The organism is Sphingomonas sp. CCH9-E2 (genome assembly GCF_001557215.1).
Taxonomy (GTDB): Bacteria; Pseudomonadota; Alphaproteobacteria; order Sphingomonadales; family Sphingomonadaceae; genus Sphingomonas.
The window spans coordinates 13,563-30,731 of the sequence record NZ_LSJM01000024.1 but is presented as its reverse complement, the minus strand read 5'-3'; the positions used below and the strand labels follow the sequence as shown (position 1 = coordinate 30,731).

Annotated in this window: 19 protein-coding genes; all 19 read left to right on the top strand. The window is 64.0% G+C overall.

Translation table 11 applies throughout. The annotated features are described in order from the left end of the window. Positions 1 to 155 precede the first annotated feature (155 nt). The 19 genes from ndhC (at position 156) to AX681_RS01160 (ending at position 17,073) form a co-directional block, all read left to right on the top strand. Positions 156 to 530, top strand: a complete 375-nt coding sequence (ndhC, locus tag AX681_RS01245) for an NADH-quinone oxidoreductase subunit A (RefSeq protein WP_066663173.1) — start codon at positions 156 to 158, stop codon at positions 528 to 530. Between the two features lie 47 nt (positions 531 to 577). After that, positions 578 to 1,099: a NuoB/complex I 20 kDa subunit family protein gene (locus AX681_RS01240; RefSeq protein WP_066663270.1), complete on the top strand. Its 522-nt coding sequence runs from the start codon at positions 578 to 580 to the stop codon at positions 1,097 to 1,099. Next, entirely contained in the window at positions 1,096 to 2,007 is a 912-nt protein-coding gene (locus tag AX681_RS01235) for an NADH-quinone oxidoreductase subunit C (RefSeq protein WP_066663176.1), read from the top strand. Before AX681_RS01240 ends, AX681_RS01235 begins: the two co-directional genes overlap by 4 nt. A 20-nt stretch (positions 2,008 to 2,027) precedes the next feature. After that, the gene (locus AX681_RS01230; protein WP_156442875.1) at positions 2,028 to 3,239 is read left to right on the top strand and encodes an NADH-quinone oxidoreductase subunit D; all 1,212 of its coding nucleotides are present in this window, start codon (positions 2,028 to 2,030) and stop codon (positions 3,237 to 3,239) included. Then, a complete protein-coding gene (locus tag AX681_RS01225) occupies positions 3,236 to 3,457 on the top strand; it encodes a hypothetical protein (protein ID WP_156442873.1) in 222 nt (73 codons plus the stop codon). The genes AX681_RS01230 and AX681_RS01225 overlap by 4 nt, the downstream gene beginning before the upstream one ends. Beyond that, positions 3,450 to 3,818 (top strand): nuclear transport factor 2 family protein, encoded by a 369-nt coding sequence (locus AX681_RS01220; RefSeq protein WP_197422016.1) that lies wholly within the window; start codon positions 3,450 to 3,452, stop codon positions 3,816 to 3,818. Before AX681_RS01225 ends, AX681_RS01220 begins: the two co-directional genes overlap by 8 nt. Then, entirely contained in the window at positions 3,818 to 4,486 is a 669-nt protein-coding gene (locus AX681_RS01215) for a complex I 24 kDa subunit family protein (RefSeq protein WP_066663185.1), read from the top strand. Before AX681_RS01220 ends, AX681_RS01215 begins: the two co-directional genes overlap by 1 nt. Then, entirely contained in the window at positions 4,483 to 4,653 is a 171-nt protein-coding gene (locus tag AX681_RS21720) for a hypothetical protein (RefSeq protein ID WP_156442874.1), read from the top strand. The genes AX681_RS01215 and AX681_RS21720 overlap by 4 nt, the downstream gene beginning before the upstream one ends. A gap of 1 nt (position 4,654) precedes the next feature. Continuing rightward, positions 4,655 to 5,959, top strand: a complete 1,305-nt coding sequence (nuoF, locus tag AX681_RS01210) for an NADH-quinone oxidoreductase subunit NuoF (protein WP_066663188.1) — start codon at positions 4,655 to 4,657, stop codon at positions 5,957 to 5,959. Next, complete coding sequence (gene nuoG / locus AX681_RS01205) at positions 5,959 to 7,965, top strand: NADH-quinone oxidoreductase subunit NuoG (protein ID WP_066663191.1); 2,007 nt, start codon at positions 5,959 to 5,961, stop codon at positions 7,963 to 7,965. Before nuoF ends, nuoG begins: the two co-directional genes overlap by 1 nt. Before the next feature lie 106 nt (positions 7,966 to 8,071). Next, positions 8,072 to 9,127, top strand: a complete 1,056-nt coding sequence (nuoH, locus tag AX681_RS01200; RefSeq protein ID WP_066663194.1) for an NADH-quinone oxidoreductase subunit NuoH — start codon at positions 8,072 to 8,074, stop codon at positions 9,125 to 9,127. Between the two features lie 2 nt (positions 9,128 to 9,129). Next, positions 9,130 to 9,717 (top strand): hypothetical protein, encoded by a 588-nt coding sequence (locus AX681_RS01195; protein WP_066681550.1) that lies wholly within the window; start codon positions 9,130 to 9,132, stop codon positions 9,715 to 9,717. Continuing rightward, the gene (gene nuoI / locus AX681_RS01190; protein ID WP_066663200.1) at positions 9,714 to 10,199 is read left to right on the top strand and encodes an NADH-quinone oxidoreductase subunit NuoI; all 486 of its coding nucleotides are present in this window, start codon (positions 9,714 to 9,716) and stop codon (positions 10,197 to 10,199) included. Before AX681_RS01195 ends, nuoI begins: the two co-directional genes overlap by 4 nt. Before the next feature lie 135 nt (positions 10,200 to 10,334). Further along, positions 10,335 to 10,955 (top strand): NADH-quinone oxidoreductase subunit J, encoded by a 621-nt coding sequence (locus AX681_RS01185; RefSeq protein ID WP_066663203.1) that lies wholly within the window; start codon positions 10,335 to 10,337, stop codon positions 10,953 to 10,955. Next, a complete protein-coding gene (nuoK, locus tag AX681_RS01180) occupies positions 10,952 to 11,257 on the top strand; it encodes an NADH-quinone oxidoreductase subunit NuoK (protein ID WP_066663206.1) in 306 nt (101 codons plus the stop codon). The genes AX681_RS01185 and nuoK overlap by 4 nt, the downstream gene beginning before the upstream one ends. Then, complete coding sequence (nuoL, locus tag AX681_RS01175; protein WP_066663216.1) at positions 11,257 to 13,383, top strand: NADH-quinone oxidoreductase subunit L; 2,127 nt, start codon at positions 11,257 to 11,259, stop codon at positions 13,381 to 13,383. Before nuoK ends, nuoL begins: the two co-directional genes overlap by 1 nt. Then, on the top strand, positions 13,380 to 14,927 hold the full coding sequence (locus tag AX681_RS01170) for an NADH-quinone oxidoreductase subunit M (RefSeq protein ID WP_066663217.1): 1,548 nt from the start codon (positions 13,380 to 13,382) through the stop codon (positions 14,925 to 14,927). The genes nuoL and AX681_RS01170 overlap by 4 nt, the downstream gene beginning before the upstream one ends. After that, entirely contained in the window at positions 14,927 to 16,381 is a 1,455-nt protein-coding gene (gene nuoN, locus AX681_RS01165) for an NADH-quinone oxidoreductase subunit NuoN (RefSeq protein WP_066663218.1), read from the top strand. The genes AX681_RS01170 and nuoN overlap by 1 nt, the downstream gene beginning before the upstream one ends. Next, positions 16,378 to 17,073, top strand: coding sequence for a biotin--[acetyl-CoA-carboxylase] ligase (locus AX681_RS01160; protein ID WP_066663276.1), 696 nt, complete (start codon positions 16,378 to 16,380; stop codon positions 17,071 to 17,073). The genes nuoN and AX681_RS01160 overlap by 4 nt, the downstream gene beginning before the upstream one ends. Positions 17,074 to 17,169 lie beyond the last annotated feature (96 nt).

Genomic DNA, 17,169 nt, shown 5'->3' with positions numbered 1-17,169 from the left:
TCCCCCGACCCCTCCCGCAAGCGGGAGGGGAGTGACGGTCGGCGCATGCTGCCGAAACGTGCGTATTGCGAGTGATTCTCACCGGTTTCCGCCCTTGATGCCCCCCTGCCATCGGCCTAAAGCGACCCCAAGATTCCGCAATTGCGAGGGCCGTCTTGGTCGACCTAATCGAATATCTGCCGATCCTGCTCTTCCTGGGCGTGGCGCTGGTGCTGTCGAGCGCCTTTGTCTTCCTGCCCATGATCGCGGCCCGCTTCACCGGCGCGCATCAGCCGACGCCCGAGAAGCTCACCGAATATGAATGCGGCTTCCCCGCGTTCGAGGATTCGCGCAGCCAGTTCGACGTGCGCTTCTACCTCGTCGCGATCCTCTTCATCATCTTCGATCTGGAAGCGGCGTTCCTGTTCCCCTGGGCGGTCACGGTGTTCGACCTGGGCTGGGCCGCGTGGATCAGCATGATGATCTTCATCGCCGAACTCGCGCTGGGCCTTGCCTATGCGTGGAAGGTCGGCGCGCTGGATTGGGAATGAGCCAGATGAATACGACCTCTCCGATCCTCAATGCCCAGGGTCAGCCGATGGGCGCGAACCCGGTGATCCAGCCCGACCAGTCGTTCTTCAACGACCTGAATGGCGAGCTGAACGACAAGGGTTTCCTTGTCACCTCGACCGAGGAGCTGTTCCAGTGGGCGCGCACGGGTTCGCTGTGGTGGATGACATTCGGCCTCGCCTGCTGCGCGGTCGAGATGATCCACGTCAACATGCCGCGCTATGACATGGAGCGGTTCGGTGCCGCCCCGCGCGCGTCCCCGCGCCAGTCGGACGTGATGATCGTCGCGGGTACCTTGTGCAACAAGATGGCCCCGGCGCTGCGCCGCGTGTACGACCAGATGTCCGAGCCGAAATACGTCATCTCGATGGGCAGCTGCGCCAATGGCGGCGGCTATTACCATTACAGCTACAGCGTCGTGCGCGGCTGCGACCGGATCGTGCCGGTGGACATCTATGTCCCCGGCTGTCCTCCGACTGCCGAGGCGCTGCTGTACGGCGTGATGCAGCTTCAGCGTAAGATCCGCCGGATCGGGACGGTGACGCGGTGAAGGCTCCGGCTCCCAAATATGCCGCCAATGACGGCGTGATCGCGGCGGCGCAGGCTGCGCTGGGCGATATGCTGATCGACGCGACCGATCTGGTCGGTGAGGTCAATCTGACCGTCGATCGCGCGCGTCTGCCCGAAGCGATGATCGCGCTGCGCGACGGCCCGGGCCTGCAGTATCAGGCGCTGATGGAAATCGCCGGGGTGGATTATCCCGAGCGCGCCGAGCGGTTCGATGTCTGCTACATGCTGCTCAGCTACACCCGCAACCACCGCGTCCGCGTCCGCGTGACGACGGATGAGGTTCGGCCGGTGCCGTCGGTGACGTCGATCTGGCCGGTCGCCGGCTGGCTCGAGCGCGAAGTGTACGACATGTACGGCGTGCTGTTCGAGGGGAATAGCGACCTTCGCCGCATCCTGACCGACTATGGCTTCCGCGGTCATCCGCAGCGCAAGGACTTCCCGCTCTCCGGGTTCGTCGAGCTGCGTTATTCCGAGGCCGACAAGCGTGTGGTCTATGAGCCGGTGCAGCTGGCGCAGGACTTCCGCAATTTCGACTTCATGAGCCCGTGGGAAGGCGCGCAGTACGTGCTTCCGGGCGACGAGAAGGTCGCAGGGCCGGGCCCGGGCGACACGCCGCAGGGCAAATCGCCGCCAGCTCCACCTCCGCCGCCGGCTGCCGCGCCAGCAGTGGCGGAAGCAAAGGGCGCGCCGACGCCTGCGACGGCCGATGAGGTTGTGAAGGCTGACGACAAGGCGACCAAGACCGTCAAGCCGCGCGCCAAAACCGCCAAGACCACCGACTCGACCGCGCAGACCGGCGCGGGCGAGCCGCATCCCGGCAACAAGCGCAAGTCGAAGCCCAAGGACCCTGACGTGGTTCCGACCAAGGGCAAGGGGCAGAACCAGTGACCGATACCGTCGAACAGCTGATGCACGGCGCGATTCCGGATGCCCCCACTGCGGACAATACCGAAATCGCCAATTACACGATCAACTTCGGCCCGCAGCACCCGGCGGCGCACGGCGTGCTGCGCCTCGTCACCGAGCTGGACGGCGAGATTATCGAGCGGATCGACCCGCATGTCGGCCTGCTCCACCGCGGCACCGAAAAGCTGATCGAGTACAAGACCTACACCCAGGCGCTCCCGTACATGGATCGCCTCGATTACTGCTCGCCGCTGGCGATGGAGCACAGCTTCGTGCTCGCGGTGGAAAAGCTGCTCGACCTCGAAGTGCCGGTGCGTGCGCAATATCTGCGCGTGTTCTTCGCCGAGCTGACCCGCATCTGCAACCACATGCTCAACCTCGGCGCGCACGTCATGGACGTCGGCGCGATGACGCCGAACCTGTGGATGTTCGAACTGCGCGAGGATTGCCTCAACTTCTTTGAGCGCATGTCCGGCGCGCGCATGCACCACAATTATCTGCGCCCCGGCGGCGTGCATCAGGACGTGCCGCTCAAGCTGCTCACCGACATCGGCGACTGGCTCGACACGCGCCTGCCGCAGCTGTTCGGTGACGCGATCAGCCTGGTTGCTGAAAACCGCATCTTCAAGCAGCGCAATGTCGACATCGCGATCGTCAACCGCGACGACGCGGTGAAATGGGGCTTTTCCGGCCCGATGATCCGCGCCGCCGGCATTCCGTGGGACCTGCGCAAGTCGCAGCCCTATGACGTGTATGACCGCATGGATTTCGAGATTCCGGTGGGCACGCGCGGCGACTGCTATGACCGCTTCATGGTCCGCGTCGAGGAAGTCTACCAGTCCGCGCGCATCATGAAGCAGTGCCTGAACGAGATGCCGTCGGGCCCGATCGCGTCGCTCGACCGCAAGGTGGTGCCGCCCAAGCGCGCCGAGATGAAGCAGTCGATGGAAGCGCTGATCCATCACTTCAAACTCTATACCGAGGGCTTCCACGTCCCCGCCGGCGAAGTGTACGTCGCGACCGAAAGCCCCAAGGGCGAGTTCGGCATCTACATGGTCAGCGACGGGTCGAACAAACCCTATCGCTGCAAGATCCGCCCGACCGCGTTCAGCCATCTTCAGGCGATGGACTTCATGTCGCGCGGCCACATGCTGGCGGACATCACCGCGATTCTGGGCGCGATGGATATCGTGTTCGGGGAGTGTGACCGGTGAGCTTGTTTCGGGCCACGGCCGCATTGGTTGCCATGCTGGCGATCACCAGCTTGCTTGATCGTTTTGGCGTGATCGCGTTACCTGAAATGCTCGCAGAGGCTCTGCGAGCCGCCTTCCTGATTTTCGGGGTGATCGCGCTTTTCAGTTGGTTCAGTGGCTATGGAAATCGCGACGCTCTTGGCGCGGCCGATGCGATTAAGAGTGAAGTGAATGGCTGACACCCTGACCCTCCAGGATGCCCCCGTGAGCACCCGCATCGCCACCGCGCACGCAATGATCGCGCATTACAATGCGCAGGATGCCGACGCCTATGTCGCGCTGATGACCGACGATGCCTGTGAAGCGGGCTATCGCGGCGCGGTGCTGCGTGAGGGCAAGGAAGGCGTTCGCGCGGGGCTGAAGGCGATGTTCGCCCAGTTCCCGCACAACCGCGCCGACATCCTCGCCAGCTATGAGCTGGGGGAGACGGTGCTGCTCCACGAAACGGTCTCGCGCGCGCCCGATGGCGAGCAGTTCGAGGTCATGTCCATCTACACCTTCAGCGGCGACCGAGTGAGCCGCGTGGAGTTCATCCGCTAATGGCTGACGCAAACGCAATCGAAGACACGCCGGAACTCCGCGCACGTTGGGGCAATTTCGCCTGGACGCCGGAGAATGCCGCCAAGGCCGCGACCATCCGTGCGCGCTATCCCGAGGGGCGGCAGATGAGCTGCACCATCCCCTATCTCGACCTGGCGCAGCGTCAGGTCGGGGCGGAGACGGATACGCAGGGGTGGCTGCCGATCCCGGTGATCGAATTCGTCGCGCGCGAGCTCGACATGGCGGTGATCCGCGTGCTGGAGGTCGCGACCTTCTACACGATGTTCAACCTGCACCCGGTCGGCAAATATCATGTGCAGGTGTGCGGCACGACGCCGTGCTGGCTGCGCGGATCGGACGAGGTGTTCGCTGCGTGCAAGAACCGCGGCATGGCCAAGGGCAAGACCACGCCCGACGGCCTGTTCACGCTGACCGAGGTCGAGTGCATGGGCAATTGCGCCTCCGCGCCGATGGTCCAGATCAACGACGATAATTTCGAGGATCTGAACTACGACCGCACCGTCGCGATCCTCGACGCGCTGGCGCAGGGCAAGAGCCCCAAGGCGGGAACGCAGGAACCCGGCCGCCACACCGTCGAGCCGCTGGGCGGCCCGACCAGCCTGACCGCGATGGTGTCCGACAACCACGACTACAGGAGCGAATGGTGAGCAAGAACACGATCTTCACGATCCTCGCCATCATCGGTGGCATCGTCGTCGCGATCTGGGCGCTGAAGCTCGCCGCGAAGCTGTTCGTGCCGCTGCTCGTCATCGGCGCTGGCGTCGCGATCTACCTCGCGGTCAAGGACAACAAGCGTATCGGGGGGCCGCGTTAACATGCTCGCGGACAAGGACCGGATTTTCACCAATCTCTACGGCTATCAGCCGTGGACCCTCGACGCTGCGATCAAGCGCGGCGCGTGGGACAATACCAAGAAGCTGCTCGAGCTCGGCCCCGACACGATCATCGAAAAGATCAAGGCGTCGGGCCTGCGCGGGCGCGGCGGGGCGGGGTTCCCGACCGGCATGAAGTGGAGCTTCATGCCCAAGAACCCGACGCCCGAACGGCCCAGCTTCCTGGTCATCAATGCCGACGAATCCGAACCGGGGTCGTGCAAGGATCGCGAGATCATCCGCCACGACCCGCATCTGCTGCTCGAAGGCGCGCTGGTCGCGGGCTTCGCGATGCGCGCGCGTGCGGCCTATATCTACATCCGCGGCGAATATATCCGTGAGGCCGAGACGCTGTTCGCGGCGATCGAGGAAGCCTACGCCAAGGGCTTGCTTGGCAAGAATGCCTGCGGCTCGGGCTATGATTTCGACGTCTTCTGCCATCGCGGCGCGGGCGCGTACATCTGCGGCGAAGAAACCGCGATGATCGAGAGCCTGGAGGGCAAGAAGGGCCAGCCGCGCCTCAAGCCACCCTTCCCGGCGGGTGCCGGCCTCTATGGCTGCCCGACCACGGTCAACAATGTCGAATCGATCGCGGTTGCGCCCACGATCCTGCGCCGCAGCCCCGAATGGTTCGCCAGCTTTGGCCGGGAGAATAACAAGGGCACCAAGCTGTTCCAGATCAGCGGGCACGTCGAAAAGCCGTGCGTGGTCGAGGAAAGCATGTCGATCCCGTTCCGCGAGCTAATCGAAAAGCATTGCGGCGGCATTCGCGGCGGCTGGGACAACCTGCTCGCCGTGATCCCCGGCGGATCGTCGGTGCCTTTGGTCCCGGCGGCGGAGATCATGGACGCGCCGATGGACTTCGACGGCCTGCGCGCGCTTGGCTCGGGCCTTGGCACGGCTGCGGTGATCGTGATGGACAAGTCCACCGACATCGTCGCCGCGATCAGCCGCATCAGCTATTTCTACAAGCATGAGAGCTGCGGCCAGTGCACCCCGTGCCGTGAAGGCACCGGCTGGATGTGGCGCGTGATGGAGCGCATGCGCACCGGCGACGCCGACATCAGCGAGATCGACACGCTGTTCAACGTCACCAAGCAGGTCGAAGGCCACACCATCTGCGCGCTCGGCGACGCGGCGGCATGGCCGATCCAGGGCCTGATCAAGCATTTCCGGCCCGAAATGGAGCGCCGGATCATCGAAAAGCAGGGCGGGGGACTCTCGCCAATGCAAGAGGCGGCGGAATAATGCCCAAGCTAACCGTTGACGGGATCGAAGTCGAAGTCCCCGCCGGCGCCACCGTGCTCCAGGCGTGCGAGGCTGCGGGCAAGGAAATCCCGCGTTTCTGCTATCATGAACGGCTGAGCATCGCCGGCAATTGCCGCATGTGCCTGGTCGAGGTGAAGCCCGGGCCGCCCAAGCCGCAGGCGTCGTGCGCGCTGCCCGCCGCTGATAATCAGGACGTCCGCACCGACAGCGCGATGGTGAAGGCCGCGCGCGAAGGCGTGATGGAGTTCCTGCTGATCAACCATCCGCTCGATTGCCCGATCTGCGATCAGGGCGGCGAGTGCGATCTGCAGGACCAGTCGGTCGCCTATGGTCGTGGCCATTCGCGCTACACCGAAAACAAGCGCGCGGTGACCGAGAAATATATGGGTCCCATCGTCAAGACGGTGATGACCCGCTGCATCCAGTGCACCCGCTGCGTCCGCTTTGCCGAAGAGGTTGCGGGCGTTGAGGAAATCGGCGCGATCTATCGCGGCGAGAATATGCAGATCACCAGCTATCTCGAACAGGCGGTGACGTCCGAACTGTCGGGCAATGTCGTCGACCTGTGCCCGGTCGGCGCGCTGACGTCGAAGCCCTATGCGTTCGAAGCGCGGCCGTGGGAGCTCAAGAAGACGCTGGCGATCGACGTGATGGACGCGGTCGGCACCAACATCCGCATCGACAGCCGTGGGCGCGGCGTGCTGCGCGTGCTGCCGCGCATCAACGAAGACGTGAACGAGGAATGGGCGCACGACAAGACGCGCCACCATGTCGACGGCCTCAGCTTCCGCCGGCTCGACAAGCCCTATGTCCGCAAGGACGGCAAGCTGGTCGAGGCGACGTGGGACGAGGCGTTCGCCGCCATCGCCGTCGCGGCCAAGGGCGCGGGGGACAAGGTCGCCGCGATCCATGGCGACCTGCTCGATTGCGAGACGATCTTTGCCGCCAAGAAGCTGGTCCAGTCGTTCGGCTCGACCCTGCTCGAAGGGCGTCAAACCGGCATGGCCTATGACACGTCGTCGCTGTCGGCGGTGAATTTCAACACCACCATCGCGGGCGTCGAGACGGCGGACGTGATCCTGCTCGTCGGCACGAACCTGCGCTGGGAAGCGCCGCTGGTGAACACCCGCGTGCGCAAGGCGATCAAGCGCGGCGCCAAGGTGTTCGCGATCGGGCCGGAAGTCGATCTGACCTACAAGACCACCTGGCTCGGCAACGACCTCGGCTTGCTCGGCAAGTTGCCGCAGGCGGCGGCGGATGCGTTCAAGGATGCCGCGCGCCCGATGGTGATCGTCGGCGGCGCGGCGCTCAAGAACGGGCATGGCGCGGCGCTGGCGCTGGCGAAGAAGCTCGATCTGGTGCGTGAGGGCTGGAACGGCTTCAACGTCCTGCACATGGCGGCGAGCCGCATGGGCGGTCTGATGCTCGGTTTCGCGTCGAAGGGCGGCATTGCCGACATCGTCGCGGCAGAGCCGAAGCTGACCTTCTTCCTCGGCGCGGACGAGGTCGATTTCTCGGCCTTCGCCAACAGCTTCAACGTCTATATCGGCCATCATGGCGACAAGGGCGCGCATGCGGCGGACGTGATCCTGCCGGGCGCGAGCTATGCGGAAAAACACGGCACCTATGTGAACCTGGAAGGCCGGGTCCAGCGCAGCGAGAAGGCGGTTTCGGCCCCCGGCGACGCGCGTGAGGACTGGACGATCCTGCGCGCGCTGTCCGAGGTGATGGGCAAGACGCTGCCGTTCGACAGCTTCGGCGAACTGCGCGCGGCGATGGCCGCCGAAGTGCCGGCGCTCGGCAGCGAAGGGCTCGCCAGCTTCGACTGGAACCCGCCCGCGCTGGATGCCAAGGGGGATGGGGAGGTCGCGTATCCGATCGCCGACTTCTACCTGACCAACGCCATCTGCCGCGCATCGCCGACGATGCAGCGCTGCTCGGCCGAACTGATCCACGGCCAGGATTTCGCGGAGGCGGCGGAATGAGCACACTTCGTCTCGTCGCCCCGGCGCAGGCCGGGGCCGCCCGCGGCAAGCGCGCAGTTCAATTTCTAGCGGCCCCGGCCTTCGCCGGGGCGACGGGGCAGTCCGCATGACCGCATTCTTCCAGAACACCCTCGGCATGTCCTTCGAATGGGCGTGGTTCGTCGCGACGATTCTCGGCATCCTGCTGATCGCGCTGCCGCTGATGCTGGCGGTCGCGATGATCATCTATGCCGATCGCAAGATCTGGGCGGCGATGGCGCTGCGCCGTGGTCCGAACGTCGTCGGCCCGCTCGGCCTGCTTCAGTCGTTCGCGGACGGGCTAAAGGTCTTCCTTCAGGAAACCATCATCCCGTCGAGCGCGAACAAGGGCCTGTTCCTGCTCGCGCCGATCATCACCTTCACCGTCGCGCTGATCGTATGGGCGGTGATCCCGTTCCAGGCGGGCGTGGTGCTGTCGAACATCAATGTCGGCCTGCTCTACATCCTCGCGGCATCGTCGCTGGGCGTGTATGGCGTGATCCTCGCCGGCTGGGCGTCGAACTCCAAATATCCCTTCTACTCGGCGATCCGCGCTGCGGCGCAGATGGTCAGCTATGAAGTCTCGATCGGTTTCGTGCTGATCGCGGTGGTGCTGTGGGCGGGGACGTTCAACCTGTCGGGTATCGTCAATGCGCAGCAGGGGCATGTGCTGGGCATCTTCAACGGCTTCGGCTTCAACCCGCTGCTGTTCCCGATGGCGGTGGTGTTCCTGATCTCCGCGCTCGCCGAAACCGCGCGCGCGCCGTTCGACCTGACCGAGGCGGAGAGCGAGCTGGTCGCGGGCTATCAGACCGAATATTCGTCGATGGCCTTTGCGCTCTACTGGCTGGGCGAATATGCCAACGTCATCCTGATGTGCACGCTCAACGCGGTGCTGTTCTGGGGTGGCTATCTGCCCCCGCTCAACATCGACCTGATCCCGGGCTTCGACGTTCCGGGCATCATCTGGCTGTTCATCAAGATCCTCGTCTTCTTCTTCATCTTCTCGTGGATCAAGGCGACCGTCCCGCGCTACCGCTATGACCAGCTGATGCGCCTGGGCTGGAAGATCTTCCTGCCGCTGTCCCTGTTCTTCGTGTTCGCGGTGTCGGGCTGGCTGATGATCCAGCGGGTGGGGCTGTGAGCGTGAACGCGGTGTCGCTTCTAGTCGGCTTGGCTGCCCTCGCAGCTTTTACCGGCGAGGCGCGAGCTGCGGAACCTTGCACTGCGACCATCCTGCAAAATGGCTCGGCGTTGATCTACGGGGGGACCGTCCGCTTCGAGAAGGGGCGCAAGTTTGAGCGTGTCACCCAGTATCGAATTGAGAAGACGGGGGCAGTTTTCTGTTCTAAGGGTGGGGCTTGCTTGCCCGAAAAAACAAAAGTCGGTGATGCCGAAGTGTCGGCACTTGCCTTGGACAATTGTTACGTCGATTTTCGCCACCCCTATAGTGCAGACGGTGCAAAGATATACGAGCTGAAGATCGTTCGGAGCCGGTTCTCGGAGCGCGAATTGCGGCGGATCGATGCCCATGAAGCATTTCGTCGGCGCGGTGTAGAGTGGACGCGCATTGACCAGTATGCACAAGCCTACGCTGACCATCCTGATTCCGCGTGCGGACAGCTTACTCGCCGAGTAATGCGCGGCGAACGTAGCGCGATCCTGACTATGAATAAGGACATTGATCGTGACGGCAACGTCATCAACCCGTGCATCCAGGTATCTCTGAAATGAGCGTCGCCCAACTCGTCCGATCCTTCACCCTGTGGGAGTTCGTGAAGGCGCATGCCCTCACGCTGAAGTATTTCTTCAAGCCCAAGGCGACGATCAACTATCCGTACGAGAAGAACCCGATCTCGCCCCGCTTCCGCGGCGAGCATGCGCTGCGTCGTTATCCCAACGGCGAAGAGCGCTGCATCGCGTGCAAGCTGTGCGAGGCGGTGTGCCCGGCGCTGGCGATCACGATCGAGGCGGAACCGCGTGACGACGGCAGCCGCCGCACCACGCGCTACGACATCGACATGACCAAGTGCATCTATTGCGGTCTGTGCCAGGAGGCATGCCCGGTGGACGCCATTGTCGAGGGGCCGAACTTCGAATTCGCGACCGAAACCCGTGAGGAGCTGATCTATCACAAGGACAAGCTGCTCGCGAACGGCGACCGCTGGGAACGCGCAATCGCCGCGAACCTTGCCGCCGATGCGCCGTATCGGTAAGCGCGCGGCAACAGTGGGACAGACGATGATTCACCATTCACCCGTCATCCCGGCGCAGGCCGGGATCGCCAAGTTTGGGGGCGTGCGCGGGCCACTGGCGGCCCCGGCCTTCGCCGGGGCGACGGAGTTGTTCGCATGATCCAGGCAATCGCCTTCTATCTCTTCGCCGGGGTGGTGATCCTCTCCGCCGCGATGACGATTACCGCCCGCAATCCCGTTCATTCGGTGCTGTGGCTGATCCTCGCCTTCTTCAACGCCGCCGGCCTGATGGTGCTGGCGGGGGCGGAGTTCATCGCGATGCTGCTGGTCATCGTCTATGTCGGCGCGGTCGCGGTGTTGTTCCTGTTCGTCGTGATGATGCTCGACATCGACTTTGCCGAGCTGCGCGCCGGGTTCGTGCGCTATGCCGTGTTCGGCCTGGCCATCGCGGTGGCGCTGGCGGCGGAGATCGTGATCGGCACGATGGCGTGGACCGCGGGCAAGATCGACCTTGCCAAGCGGATCGCGCCGACCGACGCCGCGCTGGGTCAGGTATCCAATGTCGAGGCGATCGGGCTGCTGCTCTACAGCCGCTATCTCTATCTGTTCGAGGCCGCCGGCTTCATCCTGCTCGTCGCCATGGTCGGCGCGATCGTGCTGACCCACCGCCAGCGCGGCGGGGTGATGAAGCAGAATGTCTGGCGCCAGATCAACCGGCGTCAGAAGGACGCCATCCGCAACGTCAATCAGCCCGTCGGGCAGGGGGTGGAGCTGTGATCGGCCTCACGCATTACCTCGTCGTCAGCGCGATCCTGTTCACCATGGGCGTGCTCGGCATCTTCATGAACCGCAAGAACCTCATCGTCATCCTGATGGCGATCGAGCTGATCCTGCTGAGCGTGAACCTCAACCTCGTCGCCTTCTCGTCGTACCTCGGCGATCTGGTGGGGCAGGTGTTCGCCATGTTCGTGCTGACCGTTGCGGCGGGTGAGGCCGCGATCGGCCTTGCCATCCTTGTCATCTATTTCCGCGGCCGCGGCACGATCTCGGTCGACGACGTCAATCGGATGAAGGGCTGATGGGTTACATCTACGCCATCGTATTCCTGCCATTGCTGGCTGCGATTGTTGCTGGATTCAGCAATCGCGCCTTTGGCTCGCTGTTTCCCAAAGTGGTCACGACCGGGGCTCTGTTCATCGCCGCTGGGCTGAGCTGGGTTATCTTCCTTCATTTTCTCGCTGGCACACCTAGCCCCGATACTGGCTGGGCGATCGCGGGCGGTGGGGAAGTTCGTCCCGTATTCACCTGGATCAAGTCCGGGGATCTGGACGTTCTTTGGTCGCTCCGGGTCGACAGCCTCACTGCGGTGATGCTCGTCGTCATCACCAGCGTGTCCAGCCTCGTCCACCTCTACAGCTGGTCGTACATGGAAGAGGATCCGGATCAGCCGCGCTTCTTCGCGTATCTGTCGCTGTTCACCTTCGCCATGCTGATGCTGGTGACCGCCGATAACCTGCTGCAGATGTTCTTCGGCTGGGAAGGCGTGGGCCTCGCGAGCTATTTGCTGATCGGTTTCTGGTTCAAGAAGCCGTCGGCCAATGCCGCCGCGATCAAGGCGTTCGTGGTCAACCGCGTCGGCGACCTTGGCTTCATGCTCGGCATCTTCGGCGTGTTCCTGGTGTTCGGCACCATCTCGATCCCCGAAATCCTGGAAGCCGCGCCCGGCATGGCCGGCAGCACGATCGGCTTCCTCGGCTATCGCGTCGACACGCTGACATTGCTCTGCCTGTTGCTGTTCGTCGGGGCGATGGGCAAGTCGGCGCAGCTCGGCCTGCACACCTGGTTGCCGGACGCGATGGAGGGGCCGACCCCGGTGTCGGCGCTGATCCACGCGGCGACGATGGTCACCGCGGGCGTGTTCATGGTGTGCCGCCTGTCGCCGCTGTTCGAACAGGCTCCGATCGCACTCGGCTTCGTCACCTTCATCGGTGCCGCGACCTGTCTGTTCGCCGCAACGGTCGGCACGACGCAGACCGATATCAAGCGCGTCATCGCCTATTCGACCTGTTCCCAGCTCGGTTACATGTTCTTCGCCGCGGGCGTCGGCATGTATGGCGCGGCGATGTTCCACCTGTTCACCCACGCCTTCTTCAAGGCGCTGCTGTTCCTGGGTGCGGGCTCGGTGATCCACGCGATGCACCATGAGCAAGACATGCGCTATTATGGCGGCCTGCGGAAGCACATCCCGGTCACCTATTGGACGATGATGGCGGGCACGCTCGCGATCACCGGCGTCGGCATCTACTGGCTCCATGCCGGGTTCGCGGGCTTCCACTCCAAGGACGCGATCCTTGAGGCGGCGTATGCAGCCGGGGGTGGCGGTCAGGCAGCGTTCTGGGTCGGCGTGTTCGCCGCGCTCCTCACCAGTTTCTACAGCTGGCGCCTGATGTTCCTGACCTTCTTCGGCAAGCCGCGCTGGACCCAGTCGGAGCATATCCAGCACGCGCTGCATGACTCGCATCATCATGACGACGCGCACGGCCACGCGATGGCGCATGCGGAGAACCCGCCGGCGCAGGAAGATGCCGGGCACGAACCGCATGCCCATGCACATGGTGCGCATGAGACTGCGGACGGCACCGGCGGATATCATCCGCATGAGAGCCCGTTGCCGATGATGATCCCGCTGCTGGTGCTGAGCCTTGGTGCGGTGTTCGCCGGCTTCGTCTTTAACAAGTTCTTCATCCAGCCCGAGGCGGGTGAGATCTTCTGGAAGGGCGCGGTCGCGTTCGACGAGCACCTAGCGCACGCGATGCATGAAGTGCCGCTGTGGGTGAAGCTGTCCGCCAGCATCGTCATGCTGCTCGGCCTGTTCGGGGCGTGGGTTGCCTATATCCGCAAGCCGGAAATCCCGCGTCAGTTCACCGAGACGTTCGTGCTTCTCTACAAGTTCCTGCTGAACAAGTGGTATTTCGACGAGCTGTACAATGTGCTGTTCGTGAAGCCCGCCTTCTGGTTCGGCCGCCTGTTCTGGAAGCAGGGTGACGAGGGGACGATCGACCGCTTCGGCCCGAATGGCTCGGCCGCGCTGGTCCGCTTTGCGGGCGTGTGGAGCGGGCGCCTCCAGTCCGGATATGTCTATAGCTATGCGTTCGTCATGCTGATCGGCCTGACCGCAGCCGTTACCTGGGTGATCACGCGATGAGCGGCATTCTCTCCATCATGCTGATCGTGCCGCTGGTGGCCGCGGTCGTATGTTTGTTCGTCAGCGCCAATCAGGCGCGCTGGATCGCGCTGGGCGCGACGCTGATCGACCTGGTGCTCGGCGGTGTGCTGTGGGCCAATTTCGAGATTGGCGGGCCGCAATGGCAGTTCGTCGAATATACGCCGATCTTCGGCCGCTTCGCCTGGGCGCTGGGCATCGACGGGTTCGCGCTGCTGCTGATCATGCTGTCCGTCTTCCTGATGCCGATCTGCATCGGGGCGAGCTGGACCGCGATCGAGAAGCGCGTGCCGGAATATATGGCGGCGTTCCTGATCACCGAAGTGCTGATGATCGGCACCTTCGCAGCGCAGGACATCTTCCTGTTCTATATGTTCTTCGAAGCCGGCCTGATCCCCATGTTCCTGATCATCGGCATCTGGGGCGGGGCGAACCGCATCTACGCGTCGTACAAATTCTTCCTCTACACGCTGCTCGGCTCGCTGCTGATGCTGATCGCGATGATGTATATGAGCATCACTGCGGACACGACGTCGATCCCGAAGCTGATGGCGTACGACTTCCCGGCACATGTGCAGACCTGGCTGTGGCTGGCATTCTTCGCGAGCTTCGCGGTCAAGATGCCGATGTGGCCGGTCCATACCTGGTTGCCCGACGCGCACGTGCAGGCGCCGACCGCAGGGTCGGTGATCCTGGCGGGCGTGCTGCTGAAGCTCGGCGGCTATGGTTTCCTGCGCTTCAGCCTGCCGATGTTCCCGGAGGCGTCGGCGCAGCTGATCTGGCTGGTGTTCGGCCTTTCGTGCATCGCGGTGGTCGTCACCTCGCTGATCGCGCTGGTGCAGAACGACATGAAGAAGCTGATCGCCTATTCGTCGGTCGCGCACATGGCGATCGTGACGCTGGGCCTGTTCACCTTCAACCGGCAGGGGATCGAGGGCGCGATGATGGTTATGCTGGGCCACGGCCTGGTGTCGGGCGCGCTGTTCCTGTGCGTCGGCGTGATCTATGACCGCCTGCACACGCGTGAGATCGACCGGTATGGCGGCCTTGCGATCAACATGCCGAAATATGCGATCCTGTTCATGCTGTTCACGATGGCGTCGGTCGGCCTCCCGGGGACGAGCAACTTCGTCGGCGAGCTGCTGGCGCTGATGGGCACGTACCAGGTGTCGACGCTGGCGACGCTGATCGCGACCACCGGCATCATCCTGGGCGCGGGCTATATGCTCTATCTCTACCGCCGCGTCGTGTTCGGTGACCTGACCAAGGACGACGTCAAGGCGATGCCGGACCTCAACAAGCGCGAACTGGCGCTGCTGGCGCCGATTGCGGCGGCGGTGTTGTGGATGGGCGTGTACCCCGAGAGCTTCCTCGCCCCGATGCGCGCCGACGTTGCGACGCTGCTGGCGCGGATCGAGCGCGCGAAGCCGGCGGGCGACAGCCTGCCGACGCCCGGCAATCCGGCTGCGGCCAAGGCCGCGCACGCGCCTGAGCACAAATCTGCCGAACATGGAGCGGCACACTGATGGATTACGCCGCACAACTTTCGATGGTCCTGCCCGAGATCGTCCTGTCGCTGGGCGGTCTGGCGCTGCTGATGGTCGCCGCCTGGGGTGGTCCTGCCGTGTCACGCGCGGTGAGCTGGGTCTCGGTCGCCGTGCTGATCGGTGGCGGCATCGCGCTGACCGGCCCGGCATCGTCGGGCGGCACCGCGTTCGACGGCCTGTATCGCGCGGATCTGTTTTCGGTCTATGCCAAGGCGCTGATCTTCTTCGCCGCCGCGATCTCGATCATCATCGCGCCGCGCTTCTTCGCGCGCACCTCGGGTGAGGATCTGCGCCCCGAATATCCGATCCTGATCCTGTTCGCGACGGCGGGCATGGGGATCATGGTGTCGGCGAACGACCTGCTGACGCTCTATGTCGGGCTCGAGCTCAACAGCCTTGCCTCCTATGTCCTCGCCAGCTTCATGCGCCGCGATGTGCGCTCGGCCGAAGCGGGCCTGAAGTATTTCATCCTCGGATCGCTCGCCTCGGGCATCCTGCTTTACGGCATCAGCCTGGTTTATGGCTTCAGCGGGACCACGGTGTTCGGCGACATCGCCGCGGCCTATGCGGCGGGCAGCAACACCGGCCTGCTGTTTGGCCTTGTGTTCGTGTTCGCCGGCCTTGCGTTCAAGATGTCCGCGGTGCCGTTCCACATGTGGACCCCGGACGTATACGAAGGCGCACCGACCCCGGTGACCACCTTCTTCGCCAGCGCGCCGAAGGTCGCCGCTATGGCGCTGTCGGTCCGCGTCGCGATCGAGGCGATGGGGCCGGTGACCAGCGACTGGCGCCAGATCGTGATCTTCGCTGCACTCGCATCGATCGTGCTCGGCGCGGTTGCGGCGATCGGTCAGCAGAATATCAAGCGTCTGCTCGCCTATTCGTCGATCAACAATGTCGGCTTTGCGCTGATCGGTCTTGCTGCGGGCACGGCCGAGGGCGTGGCGGGCGTGCTGACCTATCTCACCATCTATGTGGTGATGACGCTGGGCAGCTTCCTCGTCGTGCTGCAGATGCGCGACGCCGACGGCCAGCCGGTCGAGACGATCGCCAGCCTTTCGGGCCTGTCGCGCACGCGCCCGGCGCTGGCGGCGGCACTCGCGATCTTCATGTTCAGCCTCGCGGGCATTCCGCCGCTGTTCGGCTTCTGGGCGAAGTTCGCGGTGTTCGAGGCGGCGGTGAAGGCGGACCTGTTCGCGCTCGCGGCGATCGGTATCGCGGCGTCGGTGATCGGTGCCTTCTATTACCTCAAGATCGTCAAGACGATGTATTTCGACGAGCCGGCCCCGGCCTATGCCAAGGGCGACAGCGCGCTTGAGGGCGGGCTGATCGCCGCAGCGGCGGTGTTCGTCTCGCCGCTCGGCTATCTGCTGATCCCGGTGCTCGGCGCATGGTCGATGGCGGCGGCGCAGGTGCTGTTCCGGACGACATGATCCGCGTCGTCCCGGAGACGGGTTCGACCAACGCGGATATGCTGGCGCTCGCTGCGGCGGGCGCCGCCGAGGGAAGCTGGCTGCGCGCCGAGCGCCAGACTGCGGGCAAGGGACGACAGGGCCGGGCGTGGGAATCGCCGGTCGGGAATCTCTATGCGAGCACGCTGGTCCGCTTGAGAGCGGACGACCCGCCCGCACCGACTCTGGCACTGGTCGCCGCTGTCGCGCTGGCGCATGTGGTCGATACGGCGGGTTGCCCTGCCGTTCGGATCAAATGGCCCAATGACCTGATGGTGGACGGTGCAAAGGTCGCTGGCATTCTACTTGAACGCTCCGGCGATGCGATCGTGATCGGCTATGGGCTGAATGTTCAGTCGGCTCCGGCGATCGAAGGTAGGGCCACGGCCTCGCTGCAGGGCCGAATCTGGCCGATGCCGGTGACCGAGTTGTTCGACATGCTGATCGCAGAGACCCGCGAATGGCTCCACATCTGGCGCACGCAGGGCATCGAGGCGATCATCCGCCGCTGGCTGCAAATGGGCTATGATCGGGGCACTGCGCTCACCGCGCGCCTGCCCGATGGAACGGTGGTGGATGGGCTGTTCGAGGGACTCAGCGCCGAAGGTGCCCTCATGCTCCGCACGCCAAGCGGCATGGAGTTGATCCATGCAGGCGATGTCTTTTTGCTCTGACCCCTTCGTGGCTTTGTGTCTTTGTGCGCGAGATTTGACTCGCACAAGGACACAAAGCCACGAAGAGGGCTAAGGTGCGCCGTACCCAATTGGAGA

Excerpts from the sequence above, each read along its gene's own strand:
- nuoH (WP_066663194.1), top strand. The coding sequence starts at position 8,072 with ATGACCGCATTCTTCCAGAACACCCTCGGCATGTCCTTCGAATGGGCG.
- AX681_RS01170 (WP_066663217.1), top strand. The coding sequence starts at position 13,380 with ATGAGCGGCATTCTCTCCATCATGCTGATCGTGCCGCTGGTGGCCGCG.
- nuoL (WP_066663216.1), top strand. The coding sequence starts at position 11,257 with ATGGGTTACATCTACGCCATCGTATTCCTGCCATTGCTGGCTGCGATT.
- AX681_RS01240 (WP_066663270.1), top strand. The coding sequence starts at position 578 with ATGGGCGCGAACCCGGTGATCCAGCCCGACCAGTCGTTCTTCAACGAC.
- AX681_RS01230 (WP_156442875.1), top strand. The coding sequence starts at position 2,028 with ATGCACGGCGCGATTCCGGATGCCCCCACTGCGGACAATACCGAAATC.
- AX681_RS01215 (WP_066663185.1), top strand. The coding sequence starts at position 3,818 with ATGGCTGACGCAAACGCAATCGAAGACACGCCGGAACTCCGCGCACGT.
- AX681_RS01185 (WP_066663203.1), top strand. The coding sequence starts at position 10,335 with ATGATCCAGGCAATCGCCTTCTATCTCTTCGCCGGGGTGGTGATCCTC.
- nuoN (WP_066663218.1), top strand. The coding sequence starts at position 14,927 with ATGGATTACGCCGCACAACTTTCGATGGTCCTGCCCGAGATCGTCCTG.
- nuoI (WP_066663200.1), top strand. The coding sequence starts at position 9,714 with ATGAGCGTCGCCCAACTCGTCCGATCCTTCACCCTGTGGGAGTTCGTG.
- AX681_RS01220 (WP_197422016.1), top strand. The coding sequence starts at position 3,450 with ATGGCTGACACCCTGACCCTCCAGGATGCCCCCGTGAGCACCCGCATC.
- nuoF (WP_066663188.1), top strand. The coding sequence starts at position 4,655 with ATGCTCGCGGACAAGGACCGGATTTTCACCAATCTCTACGGCTATCAG.
- AX681_RS01160 (WP_066663276.1), top strand. The coding sequence starts at position 16,378 with ATGATCCGCGTCGTCCCGGAGACGGGTTCGACCAACGCGGATATGCTG.
- nuoG (WP_066663191.1), top strand. The coding sequence starts at position 5,959 with ATGCCCAAGCTAACCGTTGACGGGATCGAAGTCGAAGTCCCCGCCGGC.